This is a genomic window from Endozoicomonas atrinae (assembly GCF_001647025.1).
Classification (GTDB): domain Bacteria; phylum Pseudomonadota; class Gammaproteobacteria; order Pseudomonadales; family Endozoicomonadaceae; genus Endozoicomonas; species Endozoicomonas atrinae.
Genome location: NZ_LUKQ02000051.1, coordinates 1 through 24,270, shown reverse-complemented (window position 1 = coordinate 24,270; position 24,270 = coordinate 1). Strand labels below are relative to the sequence as shown.

The 24,270-nt window shown below is 49.4% G+C and carries 22 protein-coding genes and 3 tRNA genes; 14 read left to right on the top strand and 11 right to left on the bottom strand.

Annotated elements, in window-relative coordinates; translation table 11 throughout:
- Positions 1-64 precede the first annotated feature (64 nt).
- From AK963_RS09580 to AK963_RS09570, 3 genes are read right to left on the bottom strand one after another with little or no spacing between them, the layout of a single operon-like run.
- The gene (locus AK963_RS09580; protein WP_066015237.1) at positions 65-991 is read right to left on the bottom strand and encodes an ABC transporter permease; all 927 of its coding nucleotides are present in this window, start codon (positions 989-991) and stop codon (positions 65-67) included.
- Complete coding sequence (locus AK963_RS09575) at positions 991-2,097, bottom strand: ABC transporter permease (RefSeq protein ID WP_066015236.1); 1,107 nt, start codon at positions 2,095-2,097, stop codon at positions 991-993. Before AK963_RS09575 ends, AK963_RS09580 begins: the two co-directional genes overlap by 1 nt.
- Entirely contained in the window at positions 2,097-3,827 is a 1,731-nt protein-coding gene (locus tag AK963_RS09570) for an ABC transporter ATP-binding protein (RefSeq protein WP_066015235.1), read from the bottom strand. The genes AK963_RS09575 and AK963_RS09570 overlap by 1 nt, the downstream gene beginning before the upstream one ends.
- 332 nt (positions 3,828-4,159) lie before the next feature.
- Between AK963_RS09570 and AK963_RS09565 the strand changes: the two genes are divergently transcribed.
- From AK963_RS09565 to AK963_RS09530, 8 genes are all read left to right on the top strand, one after another.
- Complete coding sequence (locus AK963_RS09565; RefSeq protein WP_066015243.1) at positions 4,160-4,327, top strand: rubredoxin; 168 nt, start codon at positions 4,160-4,162, stop codon at positions 4,325-4,327.
- A gap of 202 nt (positions 4,328-4,529) precedes the next feature.
- On the top strand, positions 4,530-4,802 hold the full coding sequence (locus AK963_RS09560) for an HU family DNA-binding protein (protein ID WP_066015234.1): 273 nt from the start codon (positions 4,530-4,532) through the stop codon (positions 4,800-4,802).
- Between the two features lie 272 nt (positions 4,803-5,074).
- The gene (locus AK963_RS09555) at positions 5,075-5,398 is read left to right on the top strand and encodes a helicase (protein ID WP_202969751.1); all 324 of its coding nucleotides are present in this window, start codon (positions 5,075-5,077) and stop codon (positions 5,396-5,398) included.
- A gap of 244 nt (positions 5,399-5,642) precedes the next feature.
- Positions 5,643-5,729: transfer RNA gene (locus tag AK963_RS09550), tRNA-Leu, on the top strand.
- Positions 5,730-5,779: 50 nt separating this feature from the next.
- A tRNA-Leu gene (locus AK963_RS09545) sits at positions 5,780-5,866 on the top strand.
- A gap of 610 nt (positions 5,867-6,476) precedes the next feature.
- Positions 6,477-6,917 carry a hypothetical protein gene (locus AK963_RS09540; protein WP_066015232.1) on the top strand — a complete coding sequence of 147 codons (441 nt, stop codon included), beginning with the start codon at positions 6,477-6,479 and terminating at the stop codon, positions 6,915-6,917.
- A 186-nt stretch (positions 6,918-7,103) separates the two neighbouring features.
- On the top strand, positions 7,104-9,011 hold the full coding sequence (locus AK963_RS09535; protein WP_083232559.1) for a choline/carnitine O-acyltransferase: 1,908 nt from the start codon (positions 7,104-7,106) through the stop codon (positions 9,009-9,011).
- A 193-nt stretch (positions 9,012-9,204) separates the two neighbouring features.
- Positions 9,205-9,280, top strand: a tRNA-Thr gene (locus AK963_RS09530).
- Positions 9,281-9,647: 367 nt separating this feature from the next.
- On the opposite strand, the gene AK963_RS09525 is transcribed toward AK963_RS09530, so the two are convergent.
- From AK963_RS09525 to AK963_RS36605, 4 genes are read right to left on the bottom strand one after another with little or no spacing between them, the layout of a single operon-like run.
- Entirely contained in the window at positions 9,648-9,998 is a 351-nt protein-coding gene (locus AK963_RS09525; protein WP_066015230.1) for a hypothetical protein, read from the bottom strand.
- Between the two features lie 15 nt (positions 9,999-10,013).
- Positions 10,014-10,217: a hypothetical protein gene (locus AK963_RS09520; protein ID WP_066015229.1), complete on the bottom strand. Its 204-nt coding sequence runs from the start codon at positions 10,215-10,217 to the stop codon at positions 10,014-10,016.
- Positions 10,218-10,270: 53 nt separating this feature from the next.
- Positions 10,271-10,654, bottom strand: a complete 384-nt coding sequence (locus tag AK963_RS09515) for a hypothetical protein (RefSeq protein ID WP_066015228.1) — start codon at positions 10,652-10,654, stop codon at positions 10,271-10,273.
- Between the two features lie 50 nt (positions 10,655-10,704).
- Positions 10,705-10,830: a hypothetical protein gene (locus tag AK963_RS36605; RefSeq protein ID WP_274520508.1), complete on the bottom strand. Its 126-nt coding sequence runs from the start codon at positions 10,828-10,830 to the stop codon at positions 10,705-10,707.
- Positions 10,831-11,162: 332 nt separating this feature from the next.
- Between AK963_RS36605 and AK963_RS09510 the strand changes: the two genes are divergently transcribed.
- The 6 genes from AK963_RS09510 to AK963_RS09485 all read left to right on the top strand — a co-directional run bounded on the left by AK963_RS09510 (position 11,163) and on the right by AK963_RS09485 (position 20,849).
- The gene (locus AK963_RS09510) at positions 11,163-12,752 is read left to right on the top strand and encodes a class I SAM-dependent DNA methyltransferase (RefSeq protein ID WP_066015227.1); all 1,590 of its coding nucleotides are present in this window, start codon (positions 11,163-11,165) and stop codon (positions 12,750-12,752) included.
- Positions 12,742-14,133 carry a restriction endonuclease subunit S gene (locus tag AK963_RS09505; RefSeq protein WP_066015226.1) on the top strand — a complete coding sequence of 464 codons (1,392 nt, stop codon included), beginning with the start codon at positions 12,742-12,744 and terminating at the stop codon, positions 14,131-14,133. Before AK963_RS09510 ends, AK963_RS09505 begins: the two co-directional genes overlap by 11 nt.
- A 134-nt stretch (positions 14,134-14,267) precedes the next feature.
- Positions 14,268-15,452 (top strand): AAA family ATPase, encoded by a 1,185-nt coding sequence (locus AK963_RS09500; RefSeq protein ID WP_066015225.1) that lies wholly within the window; start codon positions 14,268-14,270, stop codon positions 15,450-15,452.
- Positions 15,452-16,018, top strand: coding sequence for a DUF4276 family protein (locus tag AK963_RS09495; protein ID WP_066015224.1), 567 nt, complete (start codon positions 15,452-15,454; stop codon positions 16,016-16,018). Before AK963_RS09500 ends, AK963_RS09495 begins: the two co-directional genes overlap by 1 nt.
- Before the next feature lie 83 nt (positions 16,019-16,101).
- Positions 16,102-19,302, top strand: a complete 3,201-nt coding sequence (locus AK963_RS09490) for a type I restriction endonuclease subunit R (protein ID WP_066015223.1) — start codon at positions 16,102-16,104, stop codon at positions 19,300-19,302.
- A 365-nt stretch (positions 19,303-19,667) separates the two neighbouring features.
- Positions 19,668-20,849 (top strand): tol-pal system YbgF family protein, encoded by a 1,182-nt coding sequence (locus AK963_RS09485; RefSeq protein ID WP_066015222.1) that lies wholly within the window; start codon positions 19,668-19,670, stop codon positions 20,847-20,849.
- 375 nt (positions 20,850-21,224) lie between these two features.
- Here the strand turns inward: AK963_RS09485 and AK963_RS09480 are convergent, their stop codons facing one another.
- The 4 genes from AK963_RS09480 to AK963_RS09465 all read right to left on the bottom strand — a co-directional run bounded on the left by AK963_RS09480 (position 21,225) and on the right by AK963_RS09465 (position 24,171).
- On the bottom strand, positions 21,225-21,458 hold the full coding sequence (locus AK963_RS09480) for a hypothetical protein (RefSeq protein WP_066015221.1): 234 nt from the start codon (positions 21,456-21,458) through the stop codon (positions 21,225-21,227).
- A gap of 85 nt (positions 21,459-21,543) precedes the next feature.
- Positions 21,544-22,998 (bottom strand): hypothetical protein, encoded by a 1,455-nt coding sequence (locus AK963_RS09475; RefSeq protein ID WP_139117330.1) that lies wholly within the window; start codon positions 22,996-22,998, stop codon positions 21,544-21,546.
- On the bottom strand, positions 22,922-23,404 hold the full coding sequence (locus AK963_RS09470; RefSeq protein ID WP_066015219.1) for a hypothetical protein: 483 nt from the start codon (positions 23,402-23,404) through the stop codon (positions 22,922-22,924). The genes AK963_RS09475 and AK963_RS09470 overlap by 77 nt, the downstream gene beginning before the upstream one ends.
- Complete coding sequence (locus AK963_RS09465) at positions 23,401-24,171, bottom strand: hypothetical protein (RefSeq protein WP_066015218.1); 771 nt, start codon at positions 24,169-24,171, stop codon at positions 23,401-23,403. Before AK963_RS09465 ends, AK963_RS09470 begins: the two co-directional genes overlap by 4 nt.
- Positions 24,172-24,270: the final 99 nt, after the last annotated feature.

The window sequence follows — 24,270 nt, the reverse complement described above, 5'->3', positions numbered from 1 at the left end:
GTTTTATCATTAGAATAATGGCCTGAATTCCGTATCAAGCCAGAGTGGAACCATTAATTAGAGACTACCCCGTCGGATGGTAGGGTTTGCCAAGTGACATGGGGGCCAGCAGCCGGCTTCTGGACTGGTTACTTGATAGAAGCACCAGAACAATAATTGTTGCCAAGTAGGGCAAGGTTGCCAGCAGATTGGAGGAGATGGAGGCTCCCATGCCCTGAAGTACCAGATGCATAATGCTTGCCAAACCAAACAACCAGGCCCCCAGTAATACCCGTTCTACTTTCCAGCTGGCAAATACGACAAGTGCCAGTGCAATCCAACCGCGTCCTGCGGTCATGCCTTCTGCCCACAGCGGCGTATAAGCCAATGACAGATAAGCTCCCCCGAGGCCAGCCATGGCACCACCAAACAGTAGCGCCAGCCAGCGCGTCAGTATGACCGGTAAGCCTACGGCAGTGGCAGAGTGTGGGCTTTCCCCGATGGCTTTCACTACAAGACCGGGGCGGCTAAAGCGGAAGAACAGCCAGATAGCCAGTGCGATACCCAGCGAGCAGTAAACCAGAATATCCTGACTGAACAGGGCTTTGCCCAGAACCGGTATGTCTGATAAAAGCGGAATCAACACGGGCTGAAATCCTGCCAGTGCCTGACCAATGTAGTCAGTGCCTACATAAGCACTCAGGCCCGCACCAAAAATGGTCAGAGCCAGACCTGTGGCGACCTGGTTAGCCCGCAGCTGGATAGCCAGCAGGCCAAACAGAAGCGCCATGGCCATACCAATCATCAGGCTCATTATTACCCCGAATATCAGGCTTCCTGTGGTGATTGCTGCAATAAAACCTATTACAGCGCCCATAAGCATCATGCCTTCCTGTCCCAGGTTAAGCACGCCACTTTTTTCACAGACCAGTTCCCCGAGGGCAACTAGCAGCAGTGGGGTGCCGGTTCGAACCATGGCAAAAAGAATATTGGTGATCAGGTCCATATCCATTAGCAGTTGACTCCCGCATTACGTCCATGAGCTGGGGGTTGACTGGACATTGTTCTAACTCGGAAGCGGTAACTGATCAAAAAATCACAGGCCAGCAGGAAGAACAGCAACATGCCCTGAAACAGGCTGCCCATTGCCAGCGGCAGGCCAAGATCAATCTGGCCCATCTCTCCACCCATATAAACCAGCGCCATCAGCAGGCTGGCCAGTAAAATACCGATTGGGTGCAGGCGGCCAAGAAAGGCAACAATAATGGCTGCATAACCATAACCGGGGGAGACAGACGGTACAAGCTGGCCAATGGGGCCGCTGACCTCCGAGATGCCTGCAAGCCCGGCTAGTGCCCCGCACAGCAGCAGACTGAAATACACCAGGCGTCGCTCACGGAAACCGGCAAAGTGTCCTGCACTGACATCCAGACCAATAACCTTCAGTTGAAAACCCAGAAAGGTTTTTGTCATCAAGACCCAGATGCACACCCCGGCAAATAGCCCGAAAGCCAGACCAATATGAAGTCGGGTTCCTTCCAGCAACAGTGGCAGCGTGACCGCCTCCGTAAACAGCGCAGATTCCGGAAAGTTAAAGCCATGGGGATCTTTCAGGGGACCGTGCACGGCATACAGCAGAAGGTTCAGGGCGATATAATTCAACATGATGGTAGTGAGGATTTCATTGGTATTGAAATGATTCCTCAGCAACGCAGGGATCAAGGCCCAGAGTAAACCGGCGATAGCACCTGTCATCAGTACAGTGGGGAGTACCCAGATACCATCCGAATCCATCCAGCTCAGGGCTGCCCAGCTGCCAATCAGTGCTCCCATCAGTAACTGGCCTTCTGCCCCGATGTTCCAGATATTGGCTCTAAAGCACACCGCCAGTCCCATGGCACAGAGCAGTATAGGGGCTGCTTTGACACCCAGCTCGGACAGGCCATAGCTATCACTGATGGGCAGAATGAAGAACGTATAAAGGCCTGTCCATGGATCCTGCCCCTGCAAGGTAAAAATCACTCCACCTGCCATCAGGGTGAGCAGCACTGCCAAAAGGGGTGACAGGTATTTCATCAGATCTGAGTCTTGAGGCCTTCGTTCAATGGAAATCTTCATCAGGGGGTAAACTCCTTTTCCTGTATGTTTTGTTCCATTACCGGTTCGACTCCTCTTGAGAGAGCTGATGCTTCTGGCTTCGGATTATTAAACACACCTGCCATCCACTGACCCACTTCATTAATGGATGTTTCCGTTACCGGTTTTACTGGCGACAGTTTGCCGTGGCAGAGAGCGCCAATACGATCAGAAACCTGAAAAAGCTCGTCCAGATCCTCAGAAAGCACGACGATGGCTGTACCTTTGTCTCGGAGGTCAATCAGAGATTGATGGATGAGGTTCGCAGCCCCAACATCAACGCCCCATGTTGGGCTGGCACAGATCAGCAATTTTGGGTTTTGCAGTATTTCACGGCCAATGATGAACTTTTGCAGATTACCGCCGGAAAGGCTTTTGGCATCAGCTGAGTTCCCGTGAGCTTTTACCCGAAAGTTGCTGATTACGTCATTGGCGAATCCGTGAATTCGTCGCTGTCTTAAGAACCCTCTGGATACCAGGTTTTGTAAAAAACCGGTGAGAAGGCCATTTTCGGAAAGCGACATATCTGGCACAGCTCCCCGGCCAAGGCGCTCTTCTGGCACCACAGCCATTCCCAGGCGTCTTCGTTTGCCGGGCGTTAACTTTCCAATGGCCTGGTCATCCAGAGTGATAAAATCCGGTGAGGTAGCCAGCCTTTCTCCACTGAGCAGTTGAATCAATTCTTTCTGGCCATTTCCAGCAACACCCGCGATGCCAAGAATTTCCCCAGGCTTTACGGAAAAACGGATGTCTTGCAATGCTGTGCCAAAGTCACCCAGTGCGGCTTCCGTCAGCCCTTTGACGGCAAGACGCTTATCTTCCACTTTATTCGATGAAAAGCTGTAGCGCTGCCCCAGTGTCGTTTGACTGCCCACCATCATACTGGCCATCCCCTCAGTGCTGGTGGTTTTAGGGTCACAGGTTCCAGCAATCTTTCCATGTCTCAGTACAGTGGCTCTATCACAAAGGGCTTTCACTTCCTGAAGCTTATGACTGATAAACAGCAGGCTGCAGCCTTCTGCTGCCAGCTTCCTCAGTGTTGAAAACAAGCTGCTGACTTCCTGCGGGGTCAGCACAGAGGTGGGTTCATCCAGAATCAAAAGGCTGATGTCTTGTACCAGGCAGCGAATGATCTCAACTCTCTGGCGTTCTCCTGTAGATAAGCTATGCACATGGCGGTGAGGATCAATGGGCATACCGTAGTGGCTGGAGATTTCCTCGATTCGCCGGGCAAGGTCCTTGAGTTGGCCTGCTTCCCTTTTGTCCATGGACAGGGCGATGTTTTCTACCACGGTTAATGTCTCAAACAGTGAGAAGTGCTGGAACACCATGCCGATTCCGAGACGCCTTGCGTGGGCTGGAGATTTAAGGGTGTGCGGCTGGCCATCAAACCAGATATGTCCACTGTCTGGTTGGGTCACACCATAGAGGATTTTCATCAGGGTGCTTTTTCCCGCACCATTTTCGCCCAACAGAGCATGGATTTCGCCGGGCTGGATGGCAAGGCTTACCTGATCATTGGCAACAACACCCGGATAGACTTTGGTGATTCCTTCACAGCGAATACGGTAGAAGTGGTTGTCACTTCTGCTGTTTTCTAAAACAGCGTCTGTGCTTTCCAGGCGGAGTGACCGGCTGGATTCTGGCTCATGACTTGCGGGCATTATAATCTCTGATGACTTATCTTTATTCTTCTTGATGATTCCATTCATCACTGGAGTCTGCTCAATACAGCGCTTTTTTTGTTATTTTTGCTAAACATAATGCTGCTGGATCTAACTGCTTGCATAGTCTAATCCCCCGTATGCAGTGCTCTTTTCACGTTAAGAGCTGAAATGCTATTGGAAAGACAATGATGCAAAACTCAGGGTGGGCATTTTGCCAGAAGATCACGGTTTTTTACTACCCAAAAAAGACTTATGCTGGCAGTCTTTTGTGTGAATCTTTGTTTATATGCTTACCTGTTGAGTTTCTAGGACATCTTTTTAAGCACAAGACATACCAGGAATAAACAGTTTTCAGAAGGTATGAGCCGGAGAGAATGATGAAAAAATGGCAGTGTATTATCTGTGGTTTTGTTTATGATGAGTCTGCCGGATGGCCTGAAGATGGCATACCCGCCGGAACGGCCTGGGAAGATGTCCCGGAGGATTGGCTCTGTCCGGATTGTGGAACAGGCAAAGCTGACTTTGAGATGATGGAAGTCAGTTGATTTACAGAAAAACGTGGTTTTCTGACAAAAAACCTGCAAACAGTTGGTTCAGGCTATTGCCCTGAGGGCGGTGGTGTTTTAGTCTGTTTTTGTCTGTGAGCCATACACCTGTAGTCAAGAGCTCGTGCTGTCCTTGCTCAGGAAGCGAGAAACCCTTGATTCAAGGGAAGAAACAAGAAAAACAAAACGGAGTGTATTCCCTATGCGTAAACCAGATCTGGTAAATGTCATCGCTGACGAAGCCGATATCAGCAAGGACAAGGCTTCCCTGGCCCTTAATGCCGTTCTTGAAGCCATCACGAGTGCCATGAAATCAGCAGACTCTGTAAGCCTGGTTGGCTTTGGTACTTTCGAACAGCGCAGCCGCGCAGCCCGCACTGGTAAGAATCCTCAAACCGGTGAAACCATCCAGATTAAGGCAAGCAAGACCGTTGCTTTCAAGCCAGGTAAAGCCCTGAAAGACGCCGTAAACTGATAGATCTCTATCTGGTCAGTTGCAATCGACGGCTTTGATGGCGTTTTGCGGGTGACCATAAAATGGTAAGCCTGATACTGGTTTTGCCATCTTCATGAATACTGTTTGCACAACCTCTCAGAAAGCATTTTTCCATTGCCAGCTTTTTTAAGTTGCTCCATGGGAAAGTGTTTTCTTTTTATGTGCCGGGTGCTGGCAGGCAGTAGTTCTTCTCTGCAGAGTTCGGGACTGAAATAGTGAAATTCAAATTGTTGTTGTGGGCACTCGGTTTCATGATGAAACGTGCCAGTCGTAAGAACGCCTCATTTCAAAAGACGCTTGAAGGTCAGGATCTGACATTTCAGCTCAGCAGTAAGGATGGTGTAGCCCGCCATTATATTGTGAAAGACCGGCAGGTTTACCCTGTCTCTGGCGCAACGACTGAGCCAACATTTGAACTTTCTTTCTCCAGTGCCGCTAAAGGGTTTGAAATTCTGACAGCAAAAAATGCCCAGGAAGCATTTATGCGTGGTGTTCAGGAGCAGAATATCGTTGCCACCGGTGATCTCAGTAAAATGATGTGGTTTCAAACCATGACCAGTGCAATGAAAGGGTAATAATTATCTCCCGAACATTGAGTGTCGATCTCTGAGAGCCTCTGAAATCTAATCTTTCACTCCTGTTTCTGACGACGATGGACAGGAGTACAGAATTTCTCCCTCCCCGATGATATGCCAATCACCGAAGTCAGTATCAGTACCTTCCATAATCTTTTATCAATCTTATTTTAAGTGGTTGACAGTCTAACCAGTGATCTCTAATATGCGCCGCATCGCTGAGATGTTGAACGGCGGTGACAAGGCCCAGGTGGCGGAATTGGTAGACGCGCTAGCTTCAGGTGCTAGTGTCCGAAAGGGCGTGGAAGTTCGAGTCTTCTCCTGGGCACCAAATCAAATGATTTCTGTCTTGTCATCAAAATCAACAACACTTTCAGCTATGCCCAGGTGGCGGAATTGGTAGACGCGCTAGCTTCAGGTGCTAGTGTCCGAAAGGGCGTGGAAGTTCGAGTCTTCTCCTGGGCACCAATTCTCTCGAAAAAGCCAGACTTTTCAGTCTGGCTTTTTTGTATGTATGGTTTTTTCTTCTCCCTTCATTTCGCGGTACTGGCAGGCACAGTTGTGGGCCAGGTAAAAGACTATTGTCATCTATGGCAAATGTCTCACACGGGTTATGGTGATTTCCTGACTGTAAGGCATACGTAAAAACCGCAATATAGAAACCGTCAGCTGTGACAGGAAGTCAACGCAGCCAGGAAGGCAAACGGCTGACAAATCAGGGATGTTGCATGGCAGGGAGCCAGTGGACAGGATGTCCAGATTTTCAGGATGATGGCCAGGAAAGCAGGGACTTTAATCAGGCAGGATGCCTAACCAATTGGACAGGAGTCCATAGGGAGAAAAAACAGATCCAGGAAGGGTCTGTTTTTGTTTGTGGGTAACCCTCGCTATAGAACATTTATAGTGTTCATGCTCTCAGCAACGTCAAGAGCTTCTTACCGCAGCTTGACTGCACTCAATTGAGTCAATAGTTTTTCATCCTTCCCAGGAGAGCGTTGGTGCTGCTCGCACTGCTTTTAACCTTCCTCAAGAAGTTGCCGATATATCACAAAAATTTATCAGCTCAGAGAGCTTGGGTATGTCATCGGTTCTGAATCGTCGCTTTTTGTGCTTCTGGTTGGGTTCGGTATTCCTGTTTTTTATCCTTGGAATGTTTTCTCTGTACTTCGAAATCTATCGGTGGTTTCCCGCTTTTGGCTTTATAGGCTACTCCGTACTTTTGCTGTTGCTGCTGATGACACTTTCCAAGGCCAGTTTTAGGTGGCATTACATCATGACCAGTGGAACACTGATTCTCTTTGGAGCTGTTGTATCGCTGGATATTGTGATTTCAAAAGAAGCGATTATTGCAGATCTTGTTGCCCTGAAAATTGAAGGCTTACAACAAGTGCTTGCTGATACGGGAATGGTTGATAACTATGTCAATATTCTGGTTATTCTGCTCAATATCTTCACCAGTAGTGTCGCAGGTAATGCATTGTTTTATGGTCTGAACTCCCGTAACTTTCAGGATGCATAAATAAGTTGGGAAGCTCCATCGTTCTGATGACCGTTACTCACTAAATCCGCTCTCTTGATACAACTTTACCACCTTGCCGAACTTGCCTATTTGATAATGGTCTAACTGCAAGTTTATTAAGGTGATAAAGGTATAAATGTGGATTCTGTTCCTGATAGAGATGTCGCCGGTTTTTTGGCGCAAGGCATGAGCTTGAATCATTCGGGCATTCACTCTGTGCCCGGTAAGATGTCTTCTGGAGTCCTGGTACAAGAAGTAAAAGCTAAAACTAAAACAGCAACGAGTGACTCAGCATGCCCATTTCTTACTCAGCCTCTGGCTTCATTTACTACTACTCCGGCAGGGAGGGTTGATCCCATACCTTTGCCTCAGTGGCAATCCACCTTTAACAAACTAGGATCTCTACCTGCGAAGATGGATGGAAGGTGGGTTGAGAGCGACGTTGCAAATTTTGTGAAAAAGCTTGGTGACTTTAATTCGAATGATGCGACTGACCTGCAAAAAGCCCTTGAAAATGATGCTTTAACTAAGGCTGGATGGTTTGGTCCTTGTTGGAATGCGATGTACCTCAAGCTGAGATTGGCCACCCCCATTAATGTCAGTTTTGCTTTGAAATTAAATCTGCCAGAAGTTGATACTGGAACCTCTTCGGAGGAGAACCATTCTTTTTATCCTGTGTCCGGTGCGATTCTTGGTGCTTATGAGCACCTGCAAATGATTCAGGAAAAAAGATTGGCCGTTGACCAGGAAAGGGGTAAGGCCCTTTGTATGAGTCAACCTGAGAAACTGTTCGGTCACCGTAAAGCCTGCGAAGATAAGGATGAGCTTATTCCTTGTCCTCAGGGAAAAGCGCAACACATCATTGTGCTTTCAAAGGGACAGCTTTATCGAGTACAAGTATCTGATGAATCTGGAAAGAAAATCAGTGTGCATAACCTTGCTGATACCCTCATCGAGATTAGCCGTAAGCCAAAGCAGGACGATGCCGTTGATTTAACACCAATGACATCAGGTAATCGAAACGAATGCGCTGAGCTTCAAAAGGACTTTGTCGAATTCAGTGAAGCCAACCGCAACGTGTGGCAACAGGTTGAAGATGCATTCTGCTGTGTTTGTATGGATGACTCTGGTGGTGGAGACGATAGTGGAAAACAGCTGCTGGCAGGAATCGGCAGTAACCGGTGCTTTGACAAGTCGCTTCAATTTATTTGTATGGATAAAGGCGAAGTGGGTGTCACTATTGAACATAGTGCGGCAGATGCCGGTGCTTGGCTTCCAATGGCCAACCGAGCAATTAAGTTATTGAATAGTGCTGAGCATTGGGATGGAGAGCTTGCGTCTAATGAAGAGCGACTTGCTCCAGAAATAGATGACAACATGAGGTCCAGACTGGCAAGTGCCTCAGATCACTTTAAAAGTGATCTCTCTCAGGTTGAGTTGAAAGAGGTTAATGTTCATAACATCAGTCAAGCTGTATTGAAAGACAAGGGAGTCAGCCCTGATGCTTTTTATCAACTGGTTTTTCAGCTGGCAGCCTATCATGCCGGCTATGACCATCCTCCAACTTATGAGTCAGTTTCAATGAGGCAATTTAAGCATGGTCGAACAGACGATTTGCGCAGTTACTCTCCTGAAGTGATGAAATTCCTGACTGCTCTTGATCGTGGTGATGTATCGGATGATGGAAAGGCTGAGTTGTTAAGAAATGCCCTCGATGCGCACAAGCAAAAAATTAAAGACTGTAAGGCAGGTGAAGGTATCTGTCGTCACTTGTTTGCTCTTGAAAAAAAATGGGAAGAGCTTCACCCAAATGAAGTCGCAGATAAACCCGAGCTATTTACTGACCCCGTTTATCTGGACTTGGTAAAAAGGAGTACTTTGTCCACATCATGTGTTGCAGACGAAAGTATTAGCCGTTTTATCTTTGGGCCTGTCGAAAATGGCGGGCTTGGAATTGCCTACTATCCCACAGAACATGATCTGAGAGTGACCGTAAGCTGGCAGAAAGATAACGAAAAAGGCCAGCTATTTGCAGCCAGTCTGGAGAGAGCTGCAAACCAGTTGCTCGAGATACTCGGTATTGAACGTAGGTAGCTGCACCCCTGACTTCAGAGCAGGGGGCAGAATGGTATGCATGGTAACCTTTTGGGGTGAGTGTAGCAGCAGGGAACCATACTCAATAAATGAGTCCAGTCGATTTGGAAACGATCAGGCATAAAATAAGCATCAGGGTGCAGATGGAAGTTGACAAACACACTCGGCATAAATATTATTCACCTCGTTCCTTGCCGGTATAGCTCAGTTGGTAGAGCAACTGACTTGTAATCAGTGGGTCCCGAGTTCGACTCTTGGTGCCGGCACCATAAAATGTTTGTTAAATCAAACACTTAGAAGCCCCTTAGACAATAAGGGGCTTTTTTGTATGCAGCGATTTTGTGTTTTGGTGGCACTTTTGGTTGCATTTTCTAGCCTTTTTTTGTCGGCAATGCCTTCCCTTTCCCCCTCAGTGGTATTTTGACCCGTTGGTTGCACTTTCTGGTGTTATTATCTTCCGGCGCTGGTTGCACTTTCTTTTCCGTTTGGTGTTATTTTCACTGGCCACAGTGGCCCCACTACGGCCCGTTTGGGTATTTCCTATTGTGGCTCGCGGCTTTAGGCAAACGGCCACCGGTGCGGCTAAAAATTGGCCGGGTGGCGTTGGCATTCGTTCAGGTGGCAGTGCTGGCGGGGTTAGTTAAAGGCCGGGGTGAAGAGGCCCTGGTGAAATTCATTTTGTAGCTTGATCATGCTTGAAAATTCATAGTCTGCCAGGGCGTCGATTTTTTTATTGAGACTGGTGATGTTGAAATACTCCAGGTCTTCTTCTGAAAATCCGTCGCAGAGGCCGGATTCAAACAGGATCATCACGCCGGGGCCTTGGCCGGGGTCAAAACACATCTGGTCGTAGATCATGCACACCACACCTTTCATGCCTTTCTCTACCGCGATGGTGGATTGACTGTCGGCCGAGATAAAATGACGTCCGGCGGTGACCAGTGAGCCTACTTCCAGCGAGGTAATGATGTCGTGAGGGGTTGTCATACCGGTGTTGTCTCTCTATATCAGTGCGTGCTCTGGCAGCGTGTGGATGAAATCCTCGGCGGCTGATTTAGCGGCTTCGGTGTCGGGGTAGTTGGTTTTGCCAAAATAAAAGCATTTGCCGTAGGCATACACGCACCACCGTTCCCTTTCGGCATCAAATTGCAGCGCGTAAGGAGAAATGCGTTTCAGTGGTTGCGCTTTTTTTCGTCTGGTGGCCATTTGTGTTGCTCCCGCTCTTCCGTGATGTGAGACGTTATTGCCGTGAAGTTTGGTTAAATACTCCAGTCGTGGGTTAGCAGGCCATCGGCAATGTCTTCATAGACCGGTGCCCGCTGGTATCGTTCGTAAAAATCGAACATGGCGAGCGCGTCCATTTCGAAGGCGATGCGGAAGGGGAGTTTGGTGTCGTCGTCCAGCATGGGTGAGTAATACTGGCTCTGGTATTTAATGGCGGCGGTTTCAATCGGTCTGTCGAAGATGACTGAAAAGCCGATGACGTAAATCAGGTTCTCGACCCTTTCCAGCGTATGGTTGTAGATGTAATTGACGGCCGTTGACCAGTGGTTGTCGGTACGGATTGCAATGTCGGTATTTTTCAGTGCCTCGGGCATCGGCAGCAGGGTGACGACTCGTTCATCGGGGGTTGGGGGTTGCATGGTGTTTGTGTTCCTCTTATACCGGGTTGACCTTATTGTTTTGGAGCGTTTTACTGTGATGTGCACCGTCGCTTTTGGGTCACGCCTGGGGTATTTTTGAGGTTGGCAGAGGGAGGTTTCTCCTTACCGGTGTTGGCTGCATTGAGTAGTCGGTACTGCCTGATGTAATCCTTCATATGGGCGTAATCCTGTCTAACAAATGCCGTTGTGATACCGCTTTCATTTTCTGGTTTTACAGCCTAACACCTGTTTATATATACAGTAAATGTATTTTTTGTCTAATGGGCGTAAAGTTGAAAACCGGGCTTTGTGCTTTCCGGGACGAGGCTGGTGGTTGCGGGGTTGAGTGGGTTTTGGTCAGCATTTTTTTTACAAAAAGTTTTTACCAAAAATCAGTGGCGTGTAAATACTGACGTCTATTTTCTGTGTAAACCAAGGTAATACATTTACGCTGTCTTCCGTGGTACGATGAGTCGGTTTTCCATTTCTCACCGTACCGATCCCTCCTATGGCTACATCACCATCTCCTACAAAAAAGAGCGCTGCTAAAAAAGCGACCAAGGGTTTTGAAGAGACCCTTTGGGACTCCGCTAACAAGCTGCGTGGCAGTGTTGAATCTTCTGAGTACAAGCACATTGTCTTGAGCCTGATCTTCCTGAAATTCATCAGCGATAAGTTTGAGGTTCAGAAGGCGAAGATTGCCGAGCAGTACGGCGCTGACTTTGTGGATATGGTGGATTTCTACACGCAGGATAATGTGTTCTATCTGCCGGAGGAGAGTCGCTGGTCGTATGTGTTGCAGCATGCCAAGCAGAACGATATCGCCATCAAAATTGATTCGGCGCTGCACGATATTGAGAAGAACAACCCATCGCTGGCCGGTGCCTTGCCGGATAACTACTTCTCCCGCCTGGGGCTGGATGCGTCCAAGCTGTCGGCACTGATTGATACCATCAATAACATTGACACCATTGCCAACGAATGTCATATGACCGAGCAGGATGTGGTGGGCCGAGTGTATGAATACTTTCTTGGTCGGTTTGCGGCGACGGAGGGCAAAGGCGGTGGTGAGTTCTATACGCCCAAGTGCGTGGTGACGCTGATTGCGGAGATGATTGAGCCGTACAAGGGTAAAATCTACGATCCCTGTTGTGGTTCCGGCGGTATGTTTGTGCAGTCCGTCAAGTTTGTGGACAGCCATAAGGGCAACCGGAAAGACATCTCCATCTACGGGCAGGAATACACCAGCACCACGTACAAGCTGGCGAAAATGAACCTGGCCATTCGGGGGATTGCCGCCAACTTTGGCGATGTGCCTGCCAATACCTTTTTTAAAGATCAGCATCCGGATTTGAAGGCTGACTTTATCATGGCCAATCCGCCCTTTAACCAGAAGCAGTGGCGGCAGGAGAGCGAGCTGGCGGACGACCCGCGCTGGAGCGGTTACGAAACCCCGCCTACCGGCAATGCCAACTACGCCTGGATTATGCATATGATCAGCAAGCTCTCCGAGAATGGCACCGCCGGTTTTGTTCTGGCTAACGGTTCCATGAGTTCCAATACCAGTGGCGAAGGCTCAATCCGCAAAAAGATTATCGAGAATGACTTGGTGGACTGCATGATCGCCCTACCGGGGCAGCTGTTCTACACCACTCAGATTCCGGTCTGCCTGTGGTTCCTGACCAAAAACAAAAAAGGAAATAGTGAACAGGGAACAAAAGGCCGTGAAGGGGAAACCCTGTTTATTGATGCCCGCAATATGGGCACCATGGTCAGCCGCACCACCAAGGAACTGACCACCGACGATATTGCCGAGATTACCCGCACCTATCACGCCTTCCGTGGTGAAGCAGACGCTGGCCTTTATGAAGATAAGGCGGGCTTCTGCAAGATTGCCACCCTCGAAGAGATCGCCGCTAACGACTACGTGCTGACACCGGGCCGCTATGTGGGCGCTGCCGAACTGGAAGACGATGGTATTCCGTTTGAAGTGAAGATGCAGGAGCTAAGCCAGACCCTTTATCAGCAGATGCAGGAAGCGGAAAAGCTGGATGCGGTGATTCGTCAGAATCTGGAGGTGTTGGGTTATGGTCAGTGATTGGCAGGAAATGCGCCTTGCTGATTGTATGGAAGCAATCATTGATTATCGTGGAAAGACACCGAAGAAAACGGAATCAGGCATTCCCTTGATTACTGCAAAGATTATAAAAAACGGGCGCATAGAGACTGTTTCTGAATTTATTGCAGAAGACGACTACGACTCCTGGATGCGCAGAGGGATGCCGCTTCCAGGTGATATCGTCATGACAACTGAAGCGCCACTCGGTGAAATTGCTCAACTTGATAACCGCAAGATCGCACTTGCCCAACGGGTAATAACACTCAGAGGGAAACAAGGGGTACTTGAAAACACTTTTCTGAAATACCTGATGCAATCAAATTATGTACAGCATCAACTTGATGGCCGTGGAACAGGCACAACTGTTAAGGGAATCAAGCAATCTGAACTGCGTGAGGTGCTACTGAAATTTCCTCCAATTCCGGCTCAGAAGCAAATTGCAAATATTCTTGGCTCTCTGGATGAGAAGATAGAAACCAACCGCCAAACCAACCAAACCCTCGAAGCCATGGCGCAAGCCCTGTTTAAAAGCTGGTTTGTGGATTTTGATCCGGTGATCGATAACGCACTGGTGGCGGGGCATGAGATTCCCGAACCGTTGCAGGCTCGTGCCGAACAGCGCAAAGCCTTCCTTGCTAGCAACGCTTCAGGCGACACTTTGCCGGAGTCTATCCGTCAGCTATTCCCCAACCGCTTTGTACTCGATGCGGAGATGGGGTGGATTCCGGAGGGGTGGGAAACTCAGCCCGTTTCGTTAGCTCTGATTGTGAACCCTAAAGTAAAACTACCCAAAGGCACTCTGGCTAGGTACGTAGATATGAAGGCTCTGCCTACATCAGGGTATTCCATCAGTGAGGTTATTGATAAGGAATATTCTGGTGGTGCCAAGTTCGAGCAATACGATGTGCTCTTAGCTCGTATAACGCCTTGTTTGGAAAATGGGAAAACTGGCTTTGTAGATTTTTTGTCTGCTGGAGAAGTAGGCTTTGGATCGACAGAATTTATTGTGTTAAGGCAAAGAGGGCATATCGGGTACGCTTTTGTAGCCTGCCTTTCTCGCGAAGAAAGTTTTAGGCAGCACTGCGTTCAGAATATGGTCGGTTCATCTGGTAGGCAGCGCGTTCAGAATTCATGCTTTGACTCTTATAGACTTGCATTACCATCTGAGAATGACCTTCTTTCGTTGTTTGAAAGTCAGGTTAAACCCATGTTTGCCAAAAAAAGTGCAAACAAAAACGAAATCGTAAAGCTGGTACAACTCAGAGACACCCTGCTCCCCAAACTGATCTCCGGCGAGTTGCGGCTTCCTGTACCCGAAGCCGAAGACATCCATGAGCAGCTGCATTCTGCTGTGGTATGAGTCAGTCAGCGATAAGGCGTCAAAATGACTATGCTCGATGATATGACGCTGGCGACTTACACAAACCATAGTGAAAAAAATGGTAGGCTAGTGGATCTACTGTTCACAACCGTACTGATATCGGGGGCATCCCTGTGAAGCTTGAATCCCTTACCATAAAAAATTACCGGGTCTTTCAGGATGTAAAGCTCCGGAAGATGCCTGGTCTGTGTGTGTTTGTTGGTGCGAATGGTAGCGGTAAAAGCACATTATTTGATCTCTTTGGTTTTCTGAAGGATGCGTTGGCAGGCAATGTCCGTACTGCTTTGCAGAAGCGTGGGGGCTTCAAAGAAGTGGTGACACGTGGTTGTGAAGATCAGTCCATTGAGTTTGTTCTGCAGTTCAGGTTGGAAATCAGTGGCGTTGAACGATTGGTTACCTACCTGCTGGACATTTGCCTTAAGGGTAATCGCCCGGTTGTCGCTCGGGAAATCTTGCGTTACAAGCGTGGTAGCCATGGTTCACCCTATCATTTTCTTGATTTCAGGAATGGCTCTGGTTACGCCATTTTGAATGAAGAGGATTTCAATAAAAAAGATTCGGAATTGGATCGGGAAGAGCAAACGCTCGACAGCCCGGATATCCTGGCAGTAAAGGGATTGGGGCAGTTTCAGCGATTCAAGGCTGCCAATGCCTTTCGTCAACTGATAGAGAACTGGCATGTCTCTGATTTCCATATCAGTGATGCACGTATGACCAATGATGCGGGTTATGCCGAGCATCTTTCTTCTCGTGGAGACAATACCGCATTGGTTGCTCAGTACCTGTATGAGCAGCATCCCGATGTGTTTGCGGCGGTGTTAGAGAAAATGAAGCAACGGGTTCCTGGTGTTGAGCATGTTGAGGCCGCAGAAACGGATGACGGACGTATTGTTCTAAAATTTCAGGACGGCAGTTTCAAAGACCCGTTCATTGCACGGTATGTGTCCGATGGCACGATCAAGATGTTTGCGTATCTGTTGTTACTTAATGATCCCTCTCCTCATCCACTCTTGTGTGTGGAAGAACCTGAAAATCAACTTTACCCCAGCTTGATGCCAGAGCTGGCAGAAGAGTTCCGGGAATACTCTGATCGTGGTGGTCAGGTCATGGTTTCCAGCCATTCCCCGGATATGCTCAACAGCATAGCGCTTGACGAGATTTTCTGGCTTAAAAAGAAAGATGGGGTCTCTACCATTCAAAGAGCCTCGGATAATGCTTTGCTTGCGAATTTAGTAAAGGGTGGGGATCTTCCGGGTGCTCTGTGGAAGCAGGGATTGTTCGATGGAGCCAACCCCTGATGATTCAGCTTGTATTTATGCTGGAAGAGCCATCCGCAAAAATAGTGCTGGAGTCACTGCTGCCCCGGATTTTGCCTTCGGATGTCAGTTTTATCTGTATTCCCCATGAAGGTAAGCAAGACCTTGAGAAATCCCTTCCTGTTAAGTTGAAGAACTGGAATGTTCCCAATAGCTGGTTTGTCGTTATACGGGACAAGGATCAGGGCGATTGCATAGAAATTAAGGCTCGACTGAGAAACCTCTGTGAAGACTGTCATCGGCCAGAAACCTTGATTAGAATCGCAGTGCATGAGCTGGAAAGCTGGTTCCTGGGAGATCTTGCAGCGGTAAGCGTGGCATTTGACAAACCGGGGTTGGCGGGAAGACAGAATAGTAAAAAGTTTCGAAATCCTGATGCACTGGCCAATGCGCAGGAAGAGTTGAAGAAGCTTATCAAAGGCTACCAGAAGATGGCTGGTGCCAGGAGAATTGCACCGCATCTTAATCTCGATAGCAATACCTCAGTGAGCTTTTCTCACTTATTGAGTGGATTGCATGCTTATCTCGAGCAAATTCAGGCAAGTTAGCGACTGTTCAACGTAAAGTGAATCAATATGCATTGGTTTGATTTTTTTTACATGCTACTACACGACAGATGTAGGTTAGATAGATGACGTTCACAGAAGAACAGCTGGAAAAAGCGATTATTCAACTGCTGGGCGAGCAGGGGTATCCTCACGTCTCTGGCAGTGCCATTACCCGCCAGCCGGAACAGGTGCTGATTAAAGAGGACCTGCGGCATTATCTGGCCAGTCGCTATGAGCATGAGGGGATTACCGAGGGTGAGATTGATTCGGTTATCCGCCAGCTGGAAGCCCTGCCCGCCAGTGATTTGTACGACAGCAATAAACAGTTCTGCCAGTGGCTGTCGGACGGGTTTAACCTGAAGCGCGACTCTTTTTCGGACAAGACGGGCAAGGACGGCGTTAAGAAACCGGATTTCCATGTTCATCTGATTGACTTCCCCGGTGCGAATGCTGACGATGACCGGAATATTTATAAGCTGGTGAGTCAGCTGGAGATTGAAGGCCGGGAGTCCAGCCGCATTCCCGATGCCATTCTTTATATTAATGGTCTGCCGCTGGTGGTGTTTGAGTTCAAGAGCGCCATTCGTGAGGATGAGGCGACCATTCACGATGCCTACCGTCAGCTGACGGTGCGTTACCGGCGGGATATTCCGCAGCTGTTTGTGTTTAATGCCCTGTGCATTATCAGCGATGGGGTGAATAACAAAATGGGCAGCCTGTTTGCCCCTTACGAGTTCTTCTATGCCTGGCGCAAGGTGACCGGCGATGAGTCGGTGGAGAAGGAGGGCATTGATTCCCTTCATACGCTGATTCTTGGGCTGTTTGACCGGAACCGGCTGCGGCGGGTGTTGCGGGATTTTATTTTCTTCCCGGACACTTCGCCTTCTTCAGAGAAGCGGGAGGTAAAAGTCGTCTGTCGTTATCCGCAGTTTTATGCGGTGAATAAGTTGTATGACCATATCCTGATCCATAAAAAGCCGGCAGGTGATGGTAAGGGCGGCACCTATTTTGGCGCGACCGGCTGCGGCAAGAGCTTTACCATGCAGTTTCTGGCGCGTCGGCTGATGACCAGCCTTGAGCTGGCCAGCCCTACCATTGTGATGATTACCGACCGGAATGATCTGGATGATCAGCTGGCGGGGCAGATCGTCAATGCCAAGGGGTATATCCGGGATGAGACCATTGTCTCCGTGGAGAGCCGGAGCCAGCTGCGTGAGTTGCTGAAGGGGCGGAACAGCGGCGGCGTGTTTCTCACCACCATTCACAAGTTTACCGAAGATACCGAGCTGCTCACCGAGCGCACCAATGTGATCTGCATTTCTGATGAGGCGCATCGCAGTCAGGTGAATAAGGAGCAGAAGGTTAGAATCACTGACAATGGTGTTCGCAAGACTTACGGCTTTGCCTACCATCTGCATCAGTCGCTGCCCAATGCCACGTTTGTGGGCTTTACCGGTACGCCTATTGACGCCACGCTGGATGTGTTCGGGCCGGTGGTGGACAGCTACACCATGAATGAGTCGGTGAAGGATGAGATTACCGTCCGGATTGTCTACGAAGGCCGGGCAGCCAAGGTGGTGCTGGATAACCGCAAGCTGGCGGAGATCGAGAAGTATTACGATGAGTGCGCCGAGGCGGGTGCCAGCGAGTACCAGATTGAGGAGAGCAAGAAAGCCACTGCCTCTATGAACAGCATTCTGGGCGATCCGGACCGGATTGCGGCGCTGGCGAACGATTTTGTGCAGCACTATGAGCTCCGTGTGGCCGAGGGTTCTACCATCAAGGGCAAGGCGATGTTTGTGGCCAGCGAGCGTAAGGTGGCCTGGGCGTTTTATCAGCAGCTTCGGGAATTAAGGCCTGAGTGGTTTGAGGTGCTGGCCTGTGAGGCTGGGGTGAACCTTTCTGAGCAGGAGAAAAAAAGCATTAAGCCTATGGAGCGGGTGAAGCTGGTGATGACTCGTAACAAGGACGACGATGATGAACTGTATGATCTTTTGGGCAGTAAGGACTATCGCAAAGAGCTGGATAAGCAGTTTAAGAATGAGAAGTCGAACTTCAAGATCGCCATTGTGGTGGATATGTGGCTCACCGGGTTTGATGTGCCCTGCCTGGACACCATTTATATTGATAAACCGATTCAGAAGCACAGTTTGATCCAGACCATCTCGCGGGTGAACCGTAAGTATGCGGGTAAGGATAAGGGGCTGGTGGTGGATTATATCGGCATTAAGTCCCGCATGAATCAGGCGCTGAAGCAGTTCTCCAAGGCGGATGAAACCCATGTTGAGGAGGTGGAGCAGTCTGTGGTGGCGGTGAAGGATCATCTGGATTTGCTGCGGCAGGTGTTCCATCAGTTTGATGCTGCGCCCTACTTTACTGGCCAGCCGGTAGAGCAGCTGAATTGCCTGAATATGGCGGCAGAGTTTGTGCTGCAAACCGAGAAGCTGGAAAAGCGGTTTATGGCATTGGTGAAGCGGCTTAAGGCTGCCTACGACGTGTGCTGTGGCAGTGATCGACTTTCGGAAGTGGAGAAAGACCGTATTCACTTCTATATGGCGGTGCGTTCTATTGTTTTCAAACTCACCAAGGGCGATGCGCCGGATACGGCATTGATGAATGCGCGGGTGAAGGAGATGCTGGCGGAGGCCATCAAGAGCGATGGGGTTGAGGAAATCTTCAAGCTTGGCGAGGACTCTGCGACAGAGATTGATATTTTTGATGACGATTATCTGGATCGCATCGATAAGATCAAACTGCCCAATACCAAAATCCAGCTGTTGAAAAAGCTGCTGGCCAAGGCGCTGGACGAGTTTAAGAAGACCAATAAGGCCAAGGGGGTGGACTTCTCCAAGCGGTTCCAGTCGCTGATTGAGAAGTATAACGAGCGCAAGGAAGAGGATGCCTTTACTACCGCCGTTCACGATGAGGCCATTACTGGCCTGTTTGATTTGATGGCGGATTTGAAAACGGAGATGGGGTCTTTTGAGGAGTTGGGTATCTCGCTGGAGGAGAAGGCGTTTTACGACATTCTCAAGAAGGTGGCGGATAAGTATGAATTCACCTATGAGGACGACCGGCTGCTGGACCTGGCAGGCAAAGTGAAAGCCGTGGTCGATGATAAGGCCCGCTTCCCGGACTGGAATAATCGGGATGATATTAAGGCGTCACTGCGGGTGGAGTTGATTATGCTGCTCTCGAAGCATGGGTATCCGCCGGTGTCGTTTAACGAGGTTTACCAGGATGTGTTTGAGCAGGCGGAGCATTTTAAGGCGGGGCGGGGGTGAAGGTGCGTTGGCAGTGAGGCATGCCGAATTGGGTGGTTGAAATGATCACGGTTTCTACCGGTTGTTTCTGGTGCTTGCTGTTTTATCATGCACCCGAATTCCGCAGCGGGTCTCCGAGGGACTGGCTTTGGTGACATGGGCATCAGCCGGTTGCGGAATTTTCTTCTGTTTTTCCGTTGTATTTTGCCGTAATGGTTGATCGGCTGGTTTGGGCCAGCGTTTTTTTCACAGCGCCTTTTCTGCTGTGTTGCCCGGTTACTTCAGTCGTACCGGGCAGTCTCTTTTTTGGTCATTCGATCAGGATATTCAATCCTTCCTCCCCTATAATCACTGCCTGTATTCCTTTCCTATGTGTAGATCGTGTTATGGCCAAATTATCCGCAGGGCAGAAGCGTCGGCAAAAAGAGCTGAAGCGCAAAAAGAAGAAGCAGGTTCAGGCTAGAAAGCAGCAGACCAGTATGGTTCATATGGGGACTGCAAATGGGCTGCCGAAGCTATCATCACTGATTATTGAGTATGCCGGTGATCTTCTGGTTGGTGCTGACAACAGCCGATCTTACATTGAAGGATTGCTTGGGTATCTCATTATGACCTGGAATATAGGTGCAGTTAAGCCTGAAAAAGCAAATGAACTGCGGGATATCTTGGATGCGGGAATGCAAGAGGGAGGGGTGACAGCTCCTGATGAAATCATTGAACAATTGGACTTTTTTATAACCAAGCGCCGCATGCTCTTTGGGGATGATCCTCGAATTGTGCTTGAGCATTCCATTAGCTGGAATGGTATGGGGGAGTATAACCTTCAGGTAGTCAGTACTGTATTACCGCTAGAGGATCGCTTTTCCATGAATATGGAGAACGCCACTGCTGGTTTGTCAGCGAGGCTTAGAGAGAAGGTTGATACTTTCCGGACGCCTTTAACGGAAGAAGAAGAGGAGATCGAGCGGCTAATAGACAGGGGCTATAAGCTGCTGGAGAGCAATCGGCTGAAAGATGATCAGAATATTGTTGATGCCTGTGATACCTGGTTGATTGCCTGGGGTCTTATTAAAGACCGGTACGGGCACTTGACCTCAATAAACGACATTGAAGGTATGATCGGTATTTTGATTCAGAATTGGAGTGCCGAAATGGATATGAATCTTCACAATGCTGCCTGCATTGAGCCTGGATATAATGAGAAAGGCATCCTGTTTGCCCGAGAGTTCTGTCAGCAGTACCCAGATTCTGACAAAACCTATATTGTTAATTTTCAGCGATTCATAGCAGAACAACTTCTGCAAAAAGGGGAAATGGAAGCAGCCGAAGCCACTTTTGAAGCCTTGGTTACTGATCTGCCTGATGAGACTTGGGGCTATATTGGTTGGGGAGATGTATATAATCCAGTGTACAAAAACACCTTTAATACTCCCAAAGATATTGACAGGGCCAAGCAGCTTTACCGTATCCCGATCGTGCGGGAATTGAGGCATGCCGATGATGCCCGTGAGCGCCTGGAGGAGCTTATTGCTTTCGAACGGGAAGCTGCGACGACCATGGATGCCTGATGGGCCGTGGATCATCCTCTATAAATTGAGCTGGTCTGTGGATAAAACGATGCGGTGCTATCCGATACCTTCTGTTTTTTTCTGAATTTATCAACAATTAAAGCCTGTGCAACGTCAGAAATGACCCGTTGTACAGGTTGTTGATAAGTTGTGCATTCGCTGTGGGTGTAGGCTGATTATAAATTGTGATGGTTTCGGTTGTTCTTATTGCAAGGGCTGATCAGTCATCCAGAATTTATGTGGAAAACGCTGTGGATAAACCGTGTGGATATTCATATGAGCGGTGTAGCAGGTGGCCTTTTATGGGCTGGTTGTTTTTTGATCAGCTGTTTTTGGCAATCATTGAGCCCTGCCTGTTTACATTTCCGATTGCTATTAAATTTCAATTTCATACTGCGGCAATGCGGGCGCGATGCCCTTGATCTCCCCATTTTGGATAAATGCTTTTTGACCGGGTATGGCCGATTCACCCTTGACGGTAATCACTCCACCATCCCTTAACTCTGCCTGACTGGTGCCGTTGCCATTATTGGCGGTAATAGTGGCTACAATCCGAACGCCTTCAGGAATCAGAGCCTTGAACTGTTGCCAGATATTGGTGGTGGCCATAACCCCCTCGACGTCTATTATTTAGATGCCGAGATAAGGCATCCAGCGTGTATAAAGTCCCGGTAGTTCCGCTGCCGGGCACCTCTTAATAATGCCTTTCCAGATCAACCGACTGAACAACATTTCCCACGCTACTGGCACTTATGCTTGTTGCTAGACAAAGGGCTTGCCAGTCGCCCGTTATATCTTGAACCTCGACCAGCATACCTGGCTCAATTAACCCGGGTGCCGTGTTGGTATCGGTCAATGGTAGCTCAATGGTGGTAATGCTCTGGTTGCCACCCTTGGCGAGCTCATTTCGGCCACGCTCGGTATTGACCTGCGTTTCGGTAAGCCAGTCTTCGAGAATATCGGGAGCCGGATTATTGCCACTACTTCCGGTTCGCTTGACGTTGACCGCCACGCCTGCATTCGTCCCGGAAACATAGACCGCATTGTAAGCCTGCTCTGGTCGCCAGTTGGCGCTCAAGCTAATGACCATGCTTGCCGGAACAATCTTATCCATCGTGGCGGTGTTCCAGTGCCAAGGGCTGGCCGGGTATCGGGGCTGAATGCTCACCTGGTCGTTATCACGGCTTGGGATAATGACCGATCCGGCGGTGGTAGCGATCTTGGCGACAACCTGCATTGCGGTCTGGTTCTGATAGCTGAATGAGCCTCCGGGCATGATCCAATCGGGTGTGCTGTAGTCGTTCAGGTCGGGATAGGTAGCCGTAAAGCCAGTGTTAGCCAGTTCTTCGGTAATGGCCTGTTTAGCGTTCAGGTTGGCGCTGTTGCTCTTGCTTCGTTGTGGCGCATAAGGGGCTGCGAGCAGTTGGGTTCGGCTGCTGCCATAGAGTGTGTAACGCTCATCCCCGAACCGTCGGTTTGTGCTGTAACGCTCAATAATGAAGATCCACTTCCAGCCGTTTATATCCACCTCGATCTGCTTCGGACCGTTCTCATCCGGTTCCACCAGTGCAATATTGGAAGCTCCCCATAGCTGCCCTGTAAAGCTCCATGAGAAGCTATCAATATCCAGACTGATCTCCAATGAAGGCAGTTCCAGCGGTGTCCGGGCAGGCAAAACGACAGAAGTAATAATATTCATTAACAGATAACTCTCCCTGATCTCTGGCTGTTCCGGCTCCGGCTTTTCGACAATGTCCGGGTCAGTCTCACCGCCATAGTTGCCGGTAACGCTCTCATCCTTGGCTTTCTGGCCAAAGCCCCACGGCAGAATAACCGGCTGATCCTCGGCTCGGTTGCTTTGGAAGGTAAAGCGCCGTTGGCTATCAATGGGGACAGCAGCAGTTTCTTCGTCAAAGGCACCAATCTGGAAAAACACCGAGCCGTTAGCCTGCGGCTGATATTCCCGATCCTGAAAGGTAAAGTTCAGCGGTTGCTGTGGATGAATGTAAGCAGGGCTTTTCCACGTTCTTGAACCGTACAGATCAACCGACTGCATGCCTTCAGAAACATTGCTATCTCGCTCTGGTGGATGGTTCCAAGGAGAGGCCTGTTCCTGATCCTGCGCTTGAATGCTTTCTATCCCACGCACTCTGCTTGCCGCTTTCCTTGGGTTCTGGCTGCTGCCAACGGTCGCCGGTTGTCGCTTCTTTCTTTTGGCTCTCCCCATGACGAAAACTGACCAAAGCCTCCTTTTTCGCCACGGCTCCCCAAAACAGACCAAAGGGTGAGGCTTGTAGAGGCTTCGCCTGCTGACTATTTTGCGTCCGGGTAGTGCTAACAGGCCGACTCATTGAATAGCTCGCAGAAACGCCCTGCTGCCGACTGACCGCCCCTTGCCATTGGCCTGCGTAATGGCGAACCAATCCCGGAGGCGGAGCAAAATAAATTAGCCCCTTACCGTCAAAGGAAAAGTCAGCAATAGCCGACGATGACACAGCATAGGGAGCCCCGGTCAGCTGGAACTCTGCGCTGCCAGTGGGAACCTCATAACTCATAGTAGGGGTTCTGCTTTGATGGGACCGTGTGCCAATGGCCGATAGAAAGGAATCGCCCGGAGGGTAATATCCCCTTCAATGGTGCGGGTGTGAGTCGTGCCGGTATCAATCCACCACTCAGGTTCTGTGGCTGGCAAGGTGCCGCCTGCTTCCACCCGGTAAACATGACCATTAGGAATAGTTGGATGAATCAGATCACCTTGAACCACGCTGGCAGTTGCGGTGAAAGGCACACCGTATTCGTCTATCGCCAGTACAAAGGTATCGCCGCCTTCGGTCAGCACGTCCAGCGTATAGCTGCCGTTTTCTGCGTTACTGGTGGTATCCCCGGTCACTGACCATGAACCATCGGGTTTATGCTCAATGGCCACCAGTTGCCTTGCTGCCGGTTCGGCCTGATTGTCCAGCACTCGCTCTACTTTTCCGGTTATGGTGGCAGGATCACCGGTTGGAGCGCCACCGCTTCCGCTGGTGCTGATCGCTAGTTCATAGACCACCACGTTATCCGGGGTAATCAACTCACTGCTGAACGGTCGCCCTTCGTGGGTAATCAGCAGGCAAAGGTTTTTATCCGCCAGCAAGGCTGGCAGGTTCTTCATCACGGTCTGACCATTGTTGGCTTTGGTGGCCACCAGATAACGGGTATTCAAGGGCTGATAGAGTTCAACAACACCGTTATAGGGCAAGCCATCCACGGTGAGCGTTACAGCAATACTATTGTTATAGGGTTTCGGTATGATCAGCTGCTCAATTCGGCACTCCTGCATCACCACTCCCCCGTCAGTTTCACAAAGCAGTTGATGTTGTCATTGATGTTTCTGGCTCGCTTGATGGTGAAGTAATCCTCGCCCTGCACTGTGACCATC

Coding starts and splice junctions, on each gene's coding strand:
- AK963_RS09515 (WP_066015228.1), bottom strand. CDS start 10,654: ATGCAACCCCCAACCCCCGATGAACGAGTCGTCACCCTGCTGCCGATG.
- AK963_RS09525 (WP_066015230.1), bottom strand. CDS start 9,998: ATGACAACCCCTCACGACATCATTACCTCGCTGGAAGTAGGCTCACTG.
- AK963_RS09470 (WP_066015219.1), bottom strand. CDS start 23,404: ATGAGTTATGAGGTTCCCACTGGCAGCGCAGAGTTCCAGCTGACCGGG.
- AK963_RS09570 (WP_066015235.1), bottom strand. CDS start 3,827: ATGAATGGAATCATCAAGAAGAATAAAGATAAGTCATCAGAGATTATA.
- AK963_RS09560 (WP_066015234.1), top strand. CDS start 4,530: ATGCGTAAACCAGATCTGGTAAATGTCATCGCTGACGAAGCCGATATC.
- AK963_RS09510 (WP_066015227.1), top strand. CDS start 11,163: ATGGCTACATCACCATCTCCTACAAAAAAGAGCGCTGCTAAAAAAGCG.
- AK963_RS09520 (WP_066015229.1), bottom strand. CDS start 10,217: ATGGCCACCAGACGAAAAAAAGCGCAACCACTGAAACGCATTTCTCCT.
- AK963_RS09505 (WP_066015226.1), top strand. CDS start 12,742: ATGGTCAGTGATTGGCAGGAAATGCGCCTTGCTGATTGTATGGAAGCA.
- AK963_RS09555 (WP_202969751.1), top strand. CDS start 5,075: ATGATGAAACGTGCCAGTCGTAAGAACGCCTCATTTCAAAAGACGCTT.
- AK963_RS09575 (WP_066015236.1), bottom strand. CDS start 2,097: ATGAAGATTTCCATTGAACGAAGGCCTCAAGACTCAGATCTGATGAAA.
- AK963_RS09495 (WP_066015224.1), top strand. CDS start 15,452: ATGATTCAGCTTGTATTTATGCTGGAAGAGCCATCCGCAAAAATAGTG.
- AK963_RS09480 (WP_066015221.1), bottom strand. CDS start 21,458: ATGGCCACCACCAATATCTGGCAACAGTTCAAGGCTCTGATTCCTGAA.
- AK963_RS09490 (WP_066015223.1), top strand. CDS start 16,102: ATGACGTTCACAGAAGAACAGCTGGAAAAAGCGATTATTCAACTGCTG.
- AK963_RS09565 (WP_066015243.1), top strand. CDS start 4,160: ATGAAAAAATGGCAGTGTATTATCTGTGGTTTTGTTTATGATGAGTCT.
- AK963_RS36605 (WP_274520508.1), bottom strand. CDS start 10,830: ATGAAGGATTACATCAGGCAGTACCGACTACTCAATGCAGCCAACACC.
- AK963_RS09580 (WP_066015237.1), bottom strand. CDS start 991: ATGGATATGGACCTGATCACCAATATTCTTTTTGCCATGGTTCGAACC.
- AK963_RS09540 (WP_066015232.1), top strand. CDS start 6,477: ATGTCATCGGTTCTGAATCGTCGCTTTTTGTGCTTCTGGTTGGGTTCG.
- AK963_RS09465 (WP_066015218.1), bottom strand. CDS start 24,171: ATGCAGGAGTGCCGAATTGAGCAGCTGATCATACCGAAACCCTATAAC.
- AK963_RS09485 (WP_066015222.1), top strand. CDS start 19,668: ATGGCCAAATTATCCGCAGGGCAGAAGCGTCGGCAAAAAGAGCTGAAG.
- AK963_RS09535 (WP_083232559.1), top strand. CDS start 7,104: ATGAGCTTGAATCATTCGGGCATTCACTCTGTGCCCGGTAAGATGTCT.